We start from the raw sequence: 14,964 nt of genomic DNA on the forward strand, positions 1-14,964 counted from the left end.
TATGGAAACTATTGCGCTTGCGACCATGTTGTTGCCCTTTATCGGGGCGCTGCTGATCGCCTTATCGCCGCAACGTTATGCCAAAGTGCTTTGTACGGCATTTGCGTTGTTGGCCACCCTTGGCATGGGCTGGTTAGCCCTGAGCTATTTAGGCAGTGGTAAAACCGATGTCACCATTCCACTTTACAGCTTTGGTCATACGCAAATCTTCGGCTTTGTGATTGACCGCGTCAGCACGCTGATTGGCTTTGCGGTGGTATCGCTTGGCTTTTTAATCAGTTTGTACTCATGCGGTTATTTGACCGCGCTGAACCGTGAACATCCCCACGATGGCAGCAACCGTTACTACGCGCTGCTGCTGATCTTTATTGGCGCGATGGCGGGCTTGACGCTGTCATCCACCATCCTCGGTCAACTGCTGTTTTTCGAAATCACCGGCGGTTGTTCGTGGGGCTTGATTGGTTATTACCAAAGTCCGAAGTCGCTGCGCTCGGCGTTAAAAGCGCTGATTGTGACCCACATTGCGTCAGTGGGGTTGTATCTGGCCGCAGCATGGTTATTTGCCAAAACCGGTACCTTCGAACTGACCGCGATTGCACAGCTCAGCGATGCTGACAAGCTGGTGGTCTTCGGCGGCATTCTGTTTGCTGCTTGGGGTAAATCAGCTCAGTTGCCACTGCATATGTGGCTGCCAGATGCGATGGAAGCACCAACTCCGGTGAGTGCTTACTTACACGCCGCATCCATGGTGAAAGTGGGGGTGTACATTTTTGCCCGCGCCATTATGTCGTCCGATACCGTACCGCACCAAATCGGCGTGGTCGGGGTGGTAATGGCGACAATCACTATGGTGTACGGCTTCCTGATGTATCTGCCACAGAAAGATATGAAACGCCTGTTGGCATACTCCACCATCGCGCAGCTGTCATACATCTTCCTCGCATTATCCATGTCCACCTTCAATTCGGAGATGGCCTTTGATGCGGGTGTTGCCTACATCTTCAACCACGCTTACGCCAAGAGTTTGTTCTTCTTGGTGGCTGGTGCGCTGAGCTATGCCTGCGGTACGCGCATGCTGCCAAAACTGCGCGGCATGCTCAAAAGTATGCCGCTGCTGGGCATCGGTTTCTGTGTAGCAGCGATGGCGATTGCTGGGGTGCCACCGTTCAACGGCTTCTTCAGTAAATTCCCGTTGTTTGCTGCAGGTTTCAGCCTGACGGGCGAACACTGGTGGCTGATGCCGCTGCTGATTGTGGCGTTGATTGAATCGGTAGCCAGCTTTGCGTGGTTATTGATGTGGTTTGGTCGCACCGTGCCCGGTGAGCCTTCGCCTGAATTGGCGAGCGCCCAGCCGCTGCCACTGTCGATGAAACTGGTGTTGTTGGTGCTGATTGTGATGTCGCTGGTATCCAGCGTTATTGCAGCCAACTGGCTAAATTGAGGAATCACCATGACTGGAACACTTCTTGTCAACAATCTGGCCGGGCTGATGATCGTCACTTCGATGATGGTGATCGCTGCCAGAAAACCTACGGTGTCGGCGGGGCTGTACGCGCTACAGTCACTGGTGCTGGTGGGCATTTTCCTGAGCCTTGCATCGCTGTTTGATGCTCACGAGCTGTATATGTGGTCAATCAGCGCCTTCATCACCAAGGTGGTGTTGGTGCCGCTGATCATGTATCGCGCCTTTCGCAAAATGGCTGACCCTAAAGCCGATGGCGGCGTGCTGAGCACGGCGGTGCTGATCATGATTGCCGCGATCATTGTGCTGATCAGCTATTTCGCTACCAAACCGGTGCAATTACCAATGCTGACCGATCTGAAACCTGTGCTGGCGGTATCGTTGGGGCACTTTTTGATTGGGCTGCTGTGCATTGTCAGCCAGCGCAACATTCTCAAACAGGTGTTTGGTTACTGCCTGATGGAGAACGGCGCGCATCTGACATTGGCGCTACTGGCCTACAAAGCGCCGGAGTTAGTCGAAATTGGTATTGCCACCGATTCTATCTTTGCAGTGATCATCATGGCGCTGATGGCGCGGCGTATTTACCGCACCATGAACACCCTTGATGTACAAAAACTGATTTCGTTGAAAGGGTGATGACTATGGATACTTTTACATTATTTATCATCCTGTTGGCGATCCCGTTGCTCACCGCTTTAGCCGCATTTACCTGCCAGCTTTTGGGTACACCAAGAGCAGTATTAACTGCGGTGCATAGTGTTGGTTCAACCTTATTACTGTTGGTATCGCTGTTCGCGGTGTGGACGGTGTATCAGCAAGGTGAACTACTGGCGGGGCACAACTGGCTACATCTCGATGGTTTGAGTTCACTGTTTCTCGCCATTCTCGGCGTGATTGGTTTTATCACTGGTATTTATTCTATCGGTTATATGAACCATGAGCTGGAAGAGGGCGAAGTCAGCCTTAAATCCTTAGGCACTTACTACGGTTTCTTCCATCTGTTCCTATTCACTATGTTGTTGGTGATCACCAGTAACAACCTGATTTTGATGTGGGCGGCGATTGAAGCCACCACCTTGAGTTCAGCGTTTTTGGTGGGCTTGTATGGTCAGCAATCGTCACTGGAAGCGGCGTGGAAATACATCATCATCTGTACTGTCGGCGTGGCCTTTGGTCTCTACGGTACTGTGTTGGTGTACGCCAACGCCGCCAATGTAATGCCAAATCCGGGCGATGCCATCTTCTGGAGCGAAGTGTTAAAACACGCCAGTTTGCTGGATAGCAGTTTGATGCATTTGGCGTTTATCTTCGTGTTGATTGGCTTTGGTACCAAAACCGGTTTGTTCCCAATGCATGCTTGGTTGCCTGACGCGCACTCAGAAGCACCAAGTCCAACCTCTGCTTTGTTGTCAGCGGTGCTGCTCAACTGTGCGCTGTTAGTGATTATTCGCTACGCCATTTTGATCAGCGCAGCAATCGGCCCTGAATTTCCACAAGGCTTGCTGTTGGTGTTCGGCTTGTTGTCAGTCGCGGTGGCTGCGTTCCTGATCTTGGTGCAGCGCGACATGAAACGGCTGCTGGCCTATTCCAGTGTGGAAAACATGGGCTTGATTGCGGTGGCGCTCGGCATTGGTGGTCCACTTGGCATCTTTGCTGCTATGTTGCACACACTGAATCACAGCCTTGGCAAAACCTTGCTGTTCTGCGGTTCAGGTAACGTGCTGCTGAAATATGGCACCCGTGATATGAACGCCGTTAAAGGCTTGTTACGTGTGGCACCGTTATCTGGTGCGCTATTTGCCGGTGGCGCTTTGGCCCTCGGCGGTATGCCACCGTTCAACCTGTTCCTCAGTGAGTTTATGACCGTCACCGCCGGTATTCGTGCGGGCCATCTGTGGTTGGTGCTGTTACTGCTGGCATTGCTCACTATCGTGCTGGCAGGTTTGGTGCGGATGATTGTGATGTCCGTACTTGGTAAACAACCTGATAACGTCAGCAAAGGTGAACTTGGCTGGCAGACCACCGCACCGCTGGCGGTGTTGATGGTACTGATGGTGCTGATGGGCACCCACATTCCACAACCCTTACAACAACTGCTGAAACAAGCCACCACCATTGTGCTCAACGGTGATCAAGCCGGCATTAGCGAGTTACATGCACTCGAGCAGCAATTGCCCGGCGCAACTAACGGCGCTGAGAAAACCGCTCTGAACACTGTTTTGAACACAGCTACGAACACTGCTTCCCATTCTTCCGCGCAGGAGATGTCCCGTGAATAATCAATCCACTGTTGCTAATGCCCAGAATCGCGGCGGCGCATATATCGCGCAGCTTCGGGCGCTGTTTCCAACAGCCATCCTCGAAGAAGAACGTCAAACCGAGGATCAGTTAACGATCACCGTCAAAACCAATATGCTGCCGGAGGTCGTCGAAAGTCTTTACTACCAACACGGTGGCTGGCTCAGCGTGCTGTTTGGTAACGATGAACGCACGCTCAACGGCCACTACGCAGTGTATTACGTGTTGTCGATGGAAGCCCATGAGAAGTGCTGGATTACCGTCAAAGTTTTGGTTGATGCCAACACGTTGGAGTATCCAGCAGTCACGCCACGCGTGCCGGCTGCCGTGTGGGGTGAACGTGAAGTCCGCGATATGTACGGCTTACGCCCTGTTGGTTTAGCAGACGAACGCCGCTTGGTGTTGCCAGATGATTGGCCGGATGAGCTGTATCCATTACGTAAAGACAGCATGGATTATCGGCAACGCCCAGCGCCAACCACCGATGATGAAACCTATCCGTTTATCAATGAATTAGGCAGCGATAAAAACCGCATCGTGCCGATTGGTCCGCTGCACGTCACTTCTGACGAACCGGGTCATTTCCGTCTGTTCGTCGATGGGGAACGGATTGTTGATGCGGATTATCGTCTGTTCTATGTGCATCGCGGCATGGAAAAACTGGCAGAAACCCGCATGGGTTATAACGAAGTGACCTTTCTGTCAGACCGTGTTTGCGGCATCTGTGGTTTTGCCCACAGCACCGCGTACACCACCTCGGTAGAAAACTCACTCGGCATCAAGGTACCAGAACGGGCACAGATGATCCGCGCCATTTTGCTGGAAGTGGAACGCCTGCACAGCCATCTGCTCAACCTTGGGTTAGCCTGTCACTTCACTGGTTTTGACTCCGGCTTTATGCAGTTTTTCCGCGTGCGCGAAGTGTCGATGAAGATGGCGGAAATCCTCACAGGTTCGCGTAAAACCTACGGCTTGAACCTGATTGGTGGTATTCGCCGCGATCTGCTCAAAGATGACATGATTGCCACCCGCAAGCTGGCGCAAGAGATGCGCCGCGAAGTGAACGATTTAGTGGATGTGCTGATGAGTACGCCCAACATGGAACAACGTACCGTCGGTGTTGGTCGTCTCGATCCGCAAATCGCCCGTGATTTCAGTAACGTCGGCCCCATGGTGCGCGCCAGTGGCCACGCCCGCGATGCGCGTTACGATCATGCTTTTGTTGGCTACGGTTTGTTGCCAATGGAGATCCACAGCGAGCAGGGCTGCGATGTGTTGTCACGCTTAAAAGTACGCATCAACGAGGTCTATACCAGTCTCAATATGATCGACTTTGGCCTAGATAATCTGCCCGGCGGTCCGCTGCAAGTGGATGGTTTTACCTATCAACCGCACAAGTTTGCCCTTGGTTTTACCGAAGCGCCGCGCGGCGATGACATTCACTGGAGCATGACGGGCGACAATCAGAAACTGTTCCGCTGGCGCTGCCGTGCCGCCACTTACGCTAACTGGACCACATTGCGTTACATGTTGCGTGGCAACACTGTTTCTGACGCACCGCTGATTATCGGCAGTCTCGACCCATGTTACTCCTGCACCGACCGCGTCACGTTTGTTGATGTGAAAAAGCGCACCAGTAAAACCGTGCCTTACAAAGAGGTGGAGCGTTATGGCATCGAGCGTACTAACTCACCGCTGAAGTAGTCGCTAAGGAGTCAAAACATGCTGAAATATCTAAAAAAAGCACTGAGTACTGGCGTTGTTACTGGCAGTGATCCGCTGGCAGCACCTGACTTAGATAAAAACTTTCGCGGTAAGCCAGAACACAATCCGGCGCAGTGTATTGCTTGCGCTGCCTGTATGAATGCCTGTCCCGCTAACGCACTGACGGTGCAAACCAATCTCGATAGTGGCATGCAAGAGTGGTCGCTGTTTCTCGGCCGCTGCATCTTCTGCGCCCGTTGTGAAGAAGTGTGCCCAACGGGCGCAATTGAACTGAGCCAAGAGATCCAACTGGCAGTGTGGCGCAAAGAGGATTTGTACCAGAAATCGGCCTTCCCGTTAGCCCACTGTGTGGAATGCGATAAACCGTTTGCTGTGGAAAAAGAGCTGCAATATGCCGAAGACCTGCTGCTGGCCACTGGGCAATATGAAGATCGCGCTGCTTTGCATCAGCAGCTACATACCTGCCCACATTGCAAACGCGAACATAACATCACCCAATCGCAGCGGATTGCCATCAGTCGTATGTTACGGGAGCAACCACTATGAGTCTGACTATTCCAAATACCCGTGACGCCAACGGCATGCCGATTCCACTGACGGTGGATGAAAGCATTGCCAAGATGAAAGCGGCGTTGCTGAAAAATATTGGCCGTTCTGCTTATGTTTATCGAGTGGACTGCGGTGGCTGTAACGGCTGTGAAATCGAGATTTTTGCCAGTATTTCGCCGCTATTTGATGCCGAACGTTTTGGTATCAAAGTGGTGCCATCGCCCCGTCATGCCGATATTCTGTTGTATACCGGCGCGGTCACTCGCTCAATGCGCGTACCTGCGCTGCGTGCCTATGAGTCAGCACCTGATCCCAAAATCATCGTCTCTTACGGCGCGTGCGGTAACAGTGGCGGCATTTTCCATGACCTCTATTGCGTGTGGGGCGGTACAGACCAAATTGTGCCGGTGGATGTGTACATTCCCGGTTGCCCTCCCACTCCGCAAGCAACGCTATATGGTTTTGCCATGGCGCTGGGGTTACTGGAGCAGAAAATTCATGCCCGTGAGCCCTCAGCCATTGATAGTGAACCGGCACAACTGCTGCACCCGCAAGTGGCACCACAGCTGCGGGTGGCCATCGAGCGTAAAGCTCGTGAACTGGCGGGTTATCGCTATGGTCGCCAAATCGCCCATCAATATCTTGATTTGTTAGTCACACCGAATCCGCTGGATGCGTTTAAACAGTATCTCGGCGAGCAAGCGGATCCTCGCTTGAGTGAGATTTTCGGCTATCTGCAACAAGTGACTGAGGAGTTACACGCATGAGTGAAACAGTCACTTTTTTCATCCTGAATCAGAAGTTTGTTGACGACAAGGATGCCAAACCGGAAACCCAACAATTGGTGTATTACGGCTTGGCGATCGGCCATCACCTAGGGGTGATTGACTGTTTTAAACCCGCCATGAGTTGCCCGCTAACGCGTTACTTGGAATGGCTGGCGTTGATCCCGAGCGATCTGGCGCGGCGCAAGCTCGAAGGCATTCCCAAGTATGGCGAGATCGTCATTGACAGTAGTCATGTGGTGCTGCTGGCCAAAGGCTTAGCCGAGATGGCAGATGATGTTGAGCAGGAGTTTTTGCACTGGCGTGATCAACTCATGACCATGCTGGAGATGATGCAAAACGAACCCGCGATCCAGCTGATTGTGCGGAGGCTTAATGACTGAGCAAACTCAAAATACTGCCAATGCTGACAACATTATTTTGTGCGTCGGCAATAGCATGATGGGCGACGATGGCGCTGGTCCTTTATTAGCACAAAAGCTTGCTGCCGACCCGCTAGATAATTGGTTGGTGTTAGACGGCGGTAGCGCACCCGAAACCGAAACTGTGCGTATTCGCGAACTGAAACCTAAGACCTTGCTGGTGATTGATGCCACCGAGATGGGGCTCAATCCCGGCGAGATGCGTGTGGTTGACCCTGACTGTATCAGCGAAATGATGTTAATGAGCACGCACTCCATGCCGCTCAATTTTCTGATTGATGATTTGAAAGACGCGGTTACTGAGGTGGTGATGATTGGTATTCAGCCTGACATCGTCGGTTTTTGCTATCCGATGTCGCCAGCGGTGATGGATGCGGTCACTCAATTGGAGCAGCAATTGCGTGCTGATACCTGGCGCGCTATCTCAGCATTAATCGACACATCGGATGTGTTATGACGTCATTTCGACAGTTTTGTCGAATCGACATCAAAGTTGTGTTGTTTAAAAAATGCTAATGTCGTCATTTATTAGTAAGTGTGTGAATTTAAAAAATAAAATAATTGGCTCGGATTATGTATAGAGCCAGATGTAGCAAAGTGCTTTGTCAATGCAGGAACCAAAGCTTGTATACAACCGGAGAAAATCAATGAATCGATTTATTCTCGCAGATGCCAACAAATGCATCGGCTGCCGGACTTGCGAGGTAGCTTGTGCTGTTGCACATCGAGCGGACGGGGATGTTACCGCGCTGAACGATGCCAACTTCACCCCTCGCATCCATGTTGTTAAAGGAGGGGATATCAGCACCGCTGCCACGTGCCGCCAGTGCGAGGATGCCCCATGTGCCAATGTGTGCCCTAATCATGCGATTCGTCGTGAGCACGGCTTTGTGCATGTGTTGCAGGAACGCTGCATCGGCTGCAAAACCTGTGTGGTGGCCTGTCCTTACGGGGCGATGGATGTGGTGACTTACCAAACCACGCGCAACACCGGCGCTGCCGTGAATGTGCTGGTGAATAAGGCACAAGCCAATAAGTGCGATCTGTGCCATACCCGTGACCAAGGCCCGGCCTGTATCGAAGTTTGTCCAACGAATGCGCTTCGCTGTGTTGATCGCGCTGAGCTGGAAAAGCTAAGTGCTGAAAAACGTCGTCGCACCGCGCTGGAAGCTGGCGCGCTCTATATCTAAGTCTGTCAGGATATTTGTTATGGAAAAAGCAACTGTTGTATGCCCGTATTGTGGTGCGGGCTGCAAGATGAAGCTGGTAGTGGACAACGGCAAGATTATCCGTGCCGAAGCCGCTAACGGCTATACCAACCAAGGGGAGTTGTGTCTTAAAGGCTACTACGGCTGGGACTTCCTCAACGACACTAAATTGCTTACCCCACGCTTGCGTGAACCGATGCTCCGCCGTGAAAAAGGCGCACCATTTGAAACAGTGAGCTGGGATGAAGCGATTAAGTTTGTTGCCACTCGTCTGGCGGATATCAAAGCCAAGTTTGGTCCGCGTTCGATTATGACCACCGGTTCTTCACGTGGTACTGGTAACGAAACCAACTATGTGATGCAAAAATTTGCGCGCGCAGTTCTCGGCAATAATAACGTCGATTGCTGCGCGCGCGTCTGACACGGCCCTTCTGTCGCAGGTCTGCGCAGTACATTGGGCAACGGCGCTATGAGCGTTTCGTTGGACGATATTGAAAATTCAAAATGCTTGTTTGTGTTTGGTTATAACGGGGCAGACTCTCACCCCATCGTGGCGCGTCGCATTGTCAAAGCACGTCAAAAGGGTGCCAAGATTGTGGTGTGCGATCCTCGTAAAATTGAAACAGCACGCATTGCTGATCAGTTCCTACAGCTACACAACGGTAGCAATATGGCACTGATCAACGCCTTTATTTACACCCTGATTGAGGAAAAACTCTACAACCAAGAGTTTGTGGCGAAATATACCGAAGGTTTCGATGGCTTATGGGATGTGGTGAAAGACTACAAACCGGAAGCGGTAGAAGATGCCACTGGTGTACCTGCCAACCAAGTACGTGAAGCGATGCGCACCTACGCCACGGCAGAATCTGCGGTGATCATGTGGGGCATGGGCGTTACCCAATACGGGCAGGGCACTGAAACTGTGAAAGCATTGGCCGCACTGGCATTGCTGACCGGACACCTTGGGCGTGAAGGCGCAGGGGTGGCGCCAGTACGTGGGCAAAATAACGTACAGGGCGCTTGTGATATGGGCGTATTGCCGGATCTATTCCCGGGTTATCAGTCGGTGACCGATCCAGCTATTCGTGAAAAATTTGCCAAGGCGTGGAACATCGACCCTGACACGATGGACCCAGAGCCGGGCGTTCGTTTGTCGCTGGTGCCGCATTTGGCACTGGAAGGCAAAATTAAGGGTTATTACATCATGGGTGAAGACCCAATGCAGACTGAGGCCGATACCAGCTCAGTACGCAAAGGGTTAGAAGCGTTAGATTTATTGGTGGTACAGGACATCTTTATGACCAAAACCGCCGAGATGGCTGACGTGATTCTGCCTGCTACCTCATGGGGTGAGCATAGTGGGGTCTATACCTGTTGTGACCGAGGCTTCCAACGCTTTGAAAAAGCGGTGGAACCTAAATATAACGTGAAACGTGACTGGGACATTATCTCGCTGATTGCCACCGAGATGGGTTACCCAATGCACTATGACAATGATCAGCAGATCTGGGATGAACTGCGTGAACTGTGTCCAATCTACTATGGTGTGACCTACGAGAAGATGGGCGATCTGGGGCATGTTCAATGGCCGTGTCCGACCCTTGACCATCCGGGTACGCCAATTTTGTACACAGATCTGAAGTTTACTGCGGCACCATCTGGTAAAGGCCAGTTGCTCGCAAATCAGTGGCGTAAACCTGCGGAGTTAACGTCGCCAGATTATCCGCTGGTGTTGAGTACCGTGCGTGAAGTGGGCCATTACTCTTGTCGTTCAATGACAGGTAACTGTGCCGCACTGAAAGCCTTGGCAGATGAACCTGGCTTTGTGCAAGTGCATCCCGATGATGCGCACAAACTCGGTATTCAAGATCAAGCCTTGGTATGGGTTGAGTCGCGTCGCGGCAAGGTGATCACTCGGGCCAATTACAATGAACGCGTTAATCGCGGTGCAGTGTATATGACCTACCAGTGGTGGATTGGTGCCTGTAACGAACTGACACAGGAAAATATGGATCCGGTGACGAATACGCCAGAAACCAAGTACTGTGCGGTGAATATCAGCACCATTGACGATCAACGCTGGGCAGAGAACCATGCTGCACAGATCTACAGCGAGCTGAAAGCTCGTTTACGCAATGCCGTGGAGGAGGCCAAGCCGGCGACCGCTTCTATTGCATGATTTGCAATTATTGCAAAGCTACATAACCGTCAAAAGCCAAGGGACAACCAAGGATTGGGAGTCCCTTTTTTGATCGTTTAAAAAGCGCAGTGTGTGATTGTCTTACAACAAAAATGTACGCATTGCATGTAAAGGCTTAGCAATCATCTGGCGCAAGCGTTGGATAATCGTTAGGCTGCGACTTATTAGGTAAAACCGTCCTCTTCTCAGGATGTTATCAAGATATAAGGAGCCGTGATTGATTTTGTCGCTGTTGTTACTACTGTTAGGATTGGTCATGCCATTGCTGCTTACCGCATTATCAACGCGGGTTAAAGGTAGTGCCAAAGTGGGGTGGTGTATTGTGGTGTTGTGTATGTCTTGGATTGGCTATGGCATATTTATCATGCTTAACCCAAGTATCGGGGCCAAACAGGCGTAATTAACTGCTTATCGCTTCGCTTCTTTTGAGGTGTTTATGAACAATCCCATGACCCTATTAGTGGTGCAAAATCTTGAGCGCTCGCTTAGCTTTTATACCGAAATGCTGGGGCTGACACTACTGGAGCAACATGTTGACTGCATAAAGTTAGCTGCGGCAGAGCATTCCATCTTTATGTTTCAGGGGACGGCCGCTGCCGCCGAGTATTCCCATGGGGAGCAGGCCAATGCAACATTAGTGTTCAGCGTTGCTGATATCGATAGCAAGATGGCGGAGTTGAAAGCTAGAGGCGTGAGTTTTCTTCACGCGGTGCCCAATGAAAATCGCTGGGGGCGTTACGCGGCGTTCAAAGACCCATCAGGGATTATCCACGAATTATTTGAGCTTAAAGGCGATTAATATTCAACGGGCTTGCTCTTACGACCGCCTTGGCTGACATTGCCACCAAGGCTTCTCTGCATGAAGCTTCTGCAGCTATATCCTTTGCTCACTATTTGTATCTATTTGCAGGCATACTCAGTGTGCCAGAAGACCGTGCTGTTACTCCAGTTACTTGCCCCCCCTATTTAACGCCCGCCGCGAATTTGGCGGCTACTGATCCTTTTCCTCATTTGCTTCGTTTTTATAACGAGTGTCTGATATCCAGCTGAGCTGCTGCCTTGTGACACTTATTAAACGGAGTCCAATGCAATGGCGACACTTTTTCTCACGTCGGTATGGTTTCAATGCCTCTGGTTAATGGCGGTGTTGGGCCGTGAGACATGGCAATGGTGGACGGTGGCAGCGGTGCTGCTGACCTTAGTGTTGACCATACGTCGGCAACATAAACCTTGGTATTGGTGTGTCAGTGTTGCCTTCGTCGGTCTTGTGCTTGATAGCGTAAATGTGAGCGCCGGATTCTTTGTGTTTGCCACTGAGCTGTTACCGCTGTGGCTGCTTGCCTTGTGGTTTGCATTTGCTTGGTATAGCTGGTGGTTAATGGCATGGCTGGCACGATATCCAATGCCAATCGGTGTATTACTCTGCGCTGTCGCTGGCACAGCAAGTTATCTTTTCGGCGCGCATTTGCAGGCGGTGATGTTGCCATTTGGCACGCCATTCACTGCGGTTGTTTTACTCTGTGAATGGGGTGTGTTGGGCGCCCTGATGTTGCTTCTACGGAAACGGATTTGATGAGCTTTAGGCTATAGGAGTTTGCGATGGGAGACCTTGTTCGAACCGGGTTATTTGCCTGCTTGCTGATGCTATTCCCTGCGCAAGCAGAACCTATGTTGAATTGGCGCCAATGGCCAAGTGTGGGGAACGCCAGTCTCAGTTGGCTGTGGTTTGATATTTATCATTCCACCTTGCGAACGCCAGACGGTGTCTATCTGAGTGAAGCTGCACCGTTAGCGTTGCAGATCCAATATCTGCGCAATATTTCGGCGCAGGAGCTACTGGATGCGACGCGTGAACAATGGCAGAAACTCGGTTACTCCAAGGCGCAAATAGAAGTTTGGTTGCTTGAGCTGAGCGCGATTTTTCCCAGTGTCGAGGAAGGCGACCAACTGGTATATGTCTCTGCTGGTGAGCATGGTCGCTTTTACTTTCAGCCTCAAGGACAAGCACATTTTCACTCGCTCGGGCACATCAGTGAATCAACACTCAACCGCGCCTTTATCGCTATCTGGCTGTCACCCCAAACGGCGTATCCGAAGTTGCGCCGACAATTAATAGGAGCCTCATGATGCGGCATTCCCTGATGACAAGCTACCATAAGTTCATCTTGGTATTGGCCACGCTACTGCTGCTAACCAGTTGCAGTGCTGAGCTGAAAGACTATCGCGCTAGTACGCCAAAGTTTGATTTGTTTGAGTATTTTCAGGGGGATATTCAAGCCTGGGGAATGGTACAGGATTACACCGATAAGCAAACGCGGCGTTTTAAGGTGCAGCTTCGCGGTGACGTTAGCGGCGATACGCTCACCCTCCATGAAGACTTTGTCTATGACGATGGTGAAACTGATACGCGGGTGTGGACGATTACGCGACAAGCGGATGGCCATTATCTCGGCAAAGCAGACGATATCATTGGTACTGCTAAAGGAGCGGAAAGCGGCAATGCGTTGCGCTGGCGTTATGACTTTCTGCTAAAAACGCAAGAACATGAATTAGAAGTCCAATTCGACGATTGGATGTATCGCCAAGATGCTAAGCATGTGTTTAACATCTCCAAAATTAGTAAATGGGGCATTCAAGTCGCCGAGGTAACACTGTTTTTTGTCAAGCATGTGGCAGATAGCAACTTAGCATCGCGCGATTGAGAGGATTTGGTTTACTACGAGCGTGATTCAACTTTTCGCCATGGCGACATTCTCAGTGCGGCGCATAAATCTAAATAAAATTTAACCTTATGCAGCCTTAAGATGCGTCCTGCATCGCTAGTAATGTAAGGGTAATTTGTGCACTATTAAGGTTAATGTTTTTAAATAGAATGAGTGTGTTATGAAGCGGGGTTTAGTTTGGTGTGCCAGTCTGATGTTGGCATTAATGGCAGTTACCGGAGTTGCGCGGGCTGAAAATTATGACTTTAAAGCCGGAACTGATTACACGGTATTAAAAACCCAAATCAAAGATCCCGGCACTAAAGGGGCATTTGTGCTGGAGTATATGTGGTTAGGTTGTCCACACTGCCGTGCACTGAACCCGTTGGTGCAAGAATTTGAGAAAAGTCATCCAGAGGTGAAGATAGAACGCCGACCAGCGGTGGGCAATGAACGTTGGGTGTTCGACGCACATGTGTTTTACGGCCTGTATGGCATGGGACACAGCGATTTACTCTATGACATTATGGATTACTACGCGCAAATCGCCCACGATGAGCGTCGTCTGCCTGACGGTGAAGATTTAAAACAGTATCTGCGCCAGAAGAATATTGACCCAGACAAGTTTATGCAGGTGATGAATTCAGAAGATACGTTGAAGAAACTTTCTGCATCTTATAAAGACCAGCAAACGATTGGTGCTAAGGGCGTGCCAGTATTCTTGGTCAATGGCAAATACCAGATCCGCTTTGAGGCGTTAACCAAAGCGAAAGATCCCAAAGCGCAATTTATCGCATTGGTCGAATATCTGCTCAAACAAGGCTAACGTCTTGGTCAAAGGTTTGCGGTAAAGCATCTTGCCGCAAACCGTTTATATCTCTCATCACTTACCTCAAACCGCTTATCCGTTGGCGACATCCCCCCTTATTTTTCTCGTTACAAGAAGCGCTTGCGCTATTGCTCAGCGTTAAGGATTTGCTAAGGTATGGCGCGCAAATTCAAATAACAGACGCGCTTTTCTTTTAGCTTTTAGGAATTTTTAGATGATAAATGGAGTTAACCGTGCATTGGGCGGTTTTGCACTGATGTTGGCTGGTGGAGTGTGTAGTTCGGTAGTACAAGCCAACGACAGTTGGGACAAGGTTAGCGATGCAACGGCCTATGGATTGGTTGCGGCGTCGTTGGCGATCCCGGCTTATAAAGATGATTGGCAGGGCGTAAAGCAAGCTGGGCTAAGTGTGGGGGTGGCGACGGGCGTCAGTATCTTGGGTAAGTCTGTTATTCATGAACAACGTCCCGATCACAGTGACAATGATAGTTTTCCCTCTAATCATGCCGCGATGGCCTTTGCCGCCGCTACGACATTACAAAAACGTTATGGCTGGCAATATGGTTTCCCCGCCTATGGCGTAGCGGCATTAACCGCATACGGCCGAGTTGAAGCAGATAAGCACCATTGGCGCGATGTAGCGGCGAGCGCAGTGATTGGCTCCATTTCTGGATGGTTTTTTACTGATGCCTTCGACAATAAGGTGCAGCTGACACCTTGGGTTGATAAAGATGCGGCGGGAATTGCCGTTTCATTTAACTGGTAAATCGATGAGCAA

At 50.8% G+C, this 14,964-nt stretch carries 17 protein-coding genes; all 17 read left to right on the forward strand.

Going from position 1 to position 14,964, the window contains the following annotated elements; translation table 11 throughout:
* Position 1 precedes the first annotated feature (1 nt).
* The 17 genes from HR45_RS13000 (at position 2) to HR45_RS13085 (ending at position 14,952) form a co-directional block, all read left to right on the forward strand.
* On the forward strand, positions 2–1,441 hold the full coding sequence (locus HR45_RS13000) for a hydrogenase 4 subunit D (RefSeq protein WP_037443593.1): 1,440 nt from the start codon (positions 2–4) through the stop codon (positions 1,439–1,441).
* Positions 1,442–1,450: 9 nt separating this feature from the next.
* The gene (gene hyfE, locus HR45_RS13005) at positions 1,451–2,101 is read left to right on the forward strand and encodes a hydrogenase 4 membrane subunit (RefSeq protein WP_037443595.1); all 651 of its coding nucleotides are present in this window, start codon (positions 1,451–1,453) and stop codon (positions 2,099–2,101) included.
* Between the two features lie 5 nt (positions 2,102–2,106).
* Positions 2,107–3,744, forward strand: a complete 1,638-nt coding sequence (locus tag HR45_RS13010; RefSeq protein WP_037443597.1) for a hydrogenase 4 subunit F — start codon at positions 2,107–2,109, stop codon at positions 3,742–3,744.
* Positions 3,737–5,467, forward strand: a complete 1,731-nt coding sequence (locus HR45_RS13015; protein ID WP_052074718.1) for a hydrogenase large subunit — start codon at positions 3,737–3,739, stop codon at positions 5,465–5,467. The genes HR45_RS13010 and HR45_RS13015 overlap by 8 nt, the downstream gene beginning before the upstream one ends.
* Positions 5,468–5,485: 18 nt before the next feature.
* Positions 5,486–6,034, forward strand: coding sequence for a formate hydrogenlyase complex iron-sulfur subunit (locus HR45_RS13020; RefSeq protein WP_037443599.1), 549 nt, complete (start codon positions 5,486–5,488; stop codon positions 6,032–6,034).
* Positions 6,031–6,804: an NADH-quinone oxidoreductase subunit B family protein gene (locus tag HR45_RS13025; protein ID WP_037443601.1), complete on the forward strand. Its 774-nt coding sequence runs from the start codon at positions 6,031–6,033 to the stop codon at positions 6,802–6,804. Before HR45_RS13020 ends, HR45_RS13025 begins: the two co-directional genes overlap by 4 nt.
* Positions 6,801–7,205 (forward strand): formate hydrogenlyase maturation HycH family protein, encoded by a 405-nt coding sequence (locus tag HR45_RS13030; RefSeq protein ID WP_037443603.1) that lies wholly within the window; start codon positions 6,801–6,803, stop codon positions 7,203–7,205. The genes HR45_RS13025 and HR45_RS13030 overlap by 4 nt, the downstream gene beginning before the upstream one ends.
* On the forward strand, positions 7,198–7,701 hold the full coding sequence (hycI, locus tag HR45_RS13035) for a hydrogenase maturation peptidase HycI (RefSeq protein ID WP_052074719.1): 504 nt from the start codon (positions 7,198–7,200) through the stop codon (positions 7,699–7,701). The genes HR45_RS13030 and hycI overlap by 8 nt, the downstream gene beginning before the upstream one ends.
* A gap of 190 nt (positions 7,702–7,891) precedes the next feature.
* Positions 7,892–8,434, forward strand: a complete 543-nt coding sequence (hydN, locus tag HR45_RS13040; protein ID WP_037443605.1) for an electron transport protein HydN — start codon at positions 7,892–7,894, stop codon at positions 8,432–8,434.
* Between the two features lie 19 nt (positions 8,435–8,453).
* Entirely contained in the window at positions 8,454–10,634 is a 2,181-nt protein-coding gene (gene fdhF, locus HR45_RS13050) for a formate dehydrogenase subunit alpha (RefSeq protein WP_081933481.1), read from the forward strand.
* A 238-nt stretch (positions 10,635–10,872) separates the two neighbouring features.
* The gene (locus HR45_RS13055; protein ID WP_037443611.1) at positions 10,873–11,055 is read left to right on the forward strand and encodes a hypothetical protein; all 183 of its coding nucleotides are present in this window, start codon (positions 10,873–10,875) and stop codon (positions 11,053–11,055) included.
* Positions 11,056–11,091: 36 nt separating this feature from the next.
* On the forward strand, positions 11,092–11,454 hold the full coding sequence (locus tag HR45_RS13060; protein ID WP_037443613.1) for a VOC family protein: 363 nt from the start codon (positions 11,092–11,094) through the stop codon (positions 11,452–11,454).
* Between the two features lie 291 nt (positions 11,455–11,745).
* Positions 11,746–12,228, forward strand: coding sequence for a DUF2878 domain-containing protein (locus HR45_RS13065; protein ID WP_052074720.1), 483 nt, complete (start codon positions 11,746–11,748; stop codon positions 12,226–12,228).
* Between the two features lie 26 nt (positions 12,229–12,254).
* Positions 12,255–12,782 carry a chalcone isomerase family protein gene (locus HR45_RS13070; RefSeq protein WP_037443615.1) on the forward strand — a complete coding sequence of 176 codons (528 nt, stop codon included), beginning with the start codon at positions 12,255–12,257 and terminating at the stop codon, positions 12,780–12,782.
* Positions 12,779–13,357, forward strand: coding sequence for a DUF3833 domain-containing protein (locus HR45_RS13075; protein WP_241461123.1), 579 nt, complete (start codon positions 12,779–12,781; stop codon positions 13,355–13,357). The genes HR45_RS13070 and HR45_RS13075 overlap by 4 nt, the downstream gene beginning before the upstream one ends.
* A 181-nt stretch (positions 13,358–13,538) precedes the next feature.
* Positions 13,539–14,183 (forward strand): DsbA family protein, encoded by a 645-nt coding sequence (locus HR45_RS19085; protein ID WP_052074721.1) that lies wholly within the window; start codon positions 13,539–13,541, stop codon positions 14,181–14,183.
* Between the two features lie 217 nt (positions 14,184–14,400).
* Positions 14,401–14,952, forward strand: a complete 552-nt coding sequence (locus tag HR45_RS13085; RefSeq protein WP_037443618.1) for a phosphatase PAP2 family protein — start codon at positions 14,401–14,403, stop codon at positions 14,950–14,952.
* Positions 14,953–14,964: the final 12 nt, after the last annotated feature.

The organism is Shewanella mangrovi, assembly GCF_000753795.1.
Classification (GTDB): domain Bacteria; phylum Pseudomonadota; class Gammaproteobacteria; order Enterobacterales; family Shewanellaceae; genus Shewanella; species Shewanella mangrovi.

Bases quoted from the DNA above. Each gene is read 5' to 3' on its own strand.
- HR45_RS13025 (WP_037443601.1), top strand. From the start codon at position 6,031: ATGAGTCTGACTATTCCAAATACCCGTGACGCCAACGGCATGCCGATT.
- HR45_RS13020 (WP_037443599.1), top strand. From the start codon at position 5,486: ATGCTGAAATATCTAAAAAAAGCACTGAGTACTGGCGTTGTTACTGGC.
- hydN (WP_037443605.1), top strand. From the start codon at position 7,892: ATGAATCGATTTATTCTCGCAGATGCCAACAAATGCATCGGCTGCCGG.
- HR45_RS13065 (WP_052074720.1), top strand. From the start codon at position 11,746: ATGGCGACACTTTTTCTCACGTCGGTATGGTTTCAATGCCTCTGGTTA.
- HR45_RS19085 (WP_052074721.1), top strand. From the start codon at position 13,539: ATGAAGCGGGGTTTAGTTTGGTGTGCCAGTCTGATGTTGGCATTAATG.
- HR45_RS13010 (WP_037443597.1), top strand. From the start codon at position 2,107: ATGGATACTTTTACATTATTTATCATCCTGTTGGCGATCCCGTTGCTC.
- HR45_RS13085 (WP_037443618.1), top strand. From the start codon at position 14,401: ATGATAAATGGAGTTAACCGTGCATTGGGCGGTTTTGCACTGATGTTG.
- hyfE (WP_037443595.1), top strand. From the start codon at position 1,451: ATGACTGGAACACTTCTTGTCAACAATCTGGCCGGGCTGATGATCGTC.
- HR45_RS13070 (WP_037443615.1), top strand. From the start codon at position 12,255: ATGGGAGACCTTGTTCGAACCGGGTTATTTGCCTGCTTGCTGATGCTA.
- hycI (WP_052074719.1), top strand. From the start codon at position 7,198: ATGACTGAGCAAACTCAAAATACTGCCAATGCTGACAACATTATTTTG.
- HR45_RS13075 (WP_241461123.1), top strand. From the start codon at position 12,779: ATGATGCGGCATTCCCTGATGACAAGCTACCATAAGTTCATCTTGGTA.
- HR45_RS13030 (WP_037443603.1), top strand. From the start codon at position 6,801: ATGAGTGAAACAGTCACTTTTTTCATCCTGAATCAGAAGTTTGTTGAC.
- HR45_RS13000 (WP_037443593.1), top strand. From the start codon at position 2: ATGGAAACTATTGCGCTTGCGACCATGTTGTTGCCCTTTATCGGGGCG.
- HR45_RS13060 (WP_037443613.1), top strand. From the start codon at position 11,092: ATGAACAATCCCATGACCCTATTAGTGGTGCAAAATCTTGAGCGCTCG.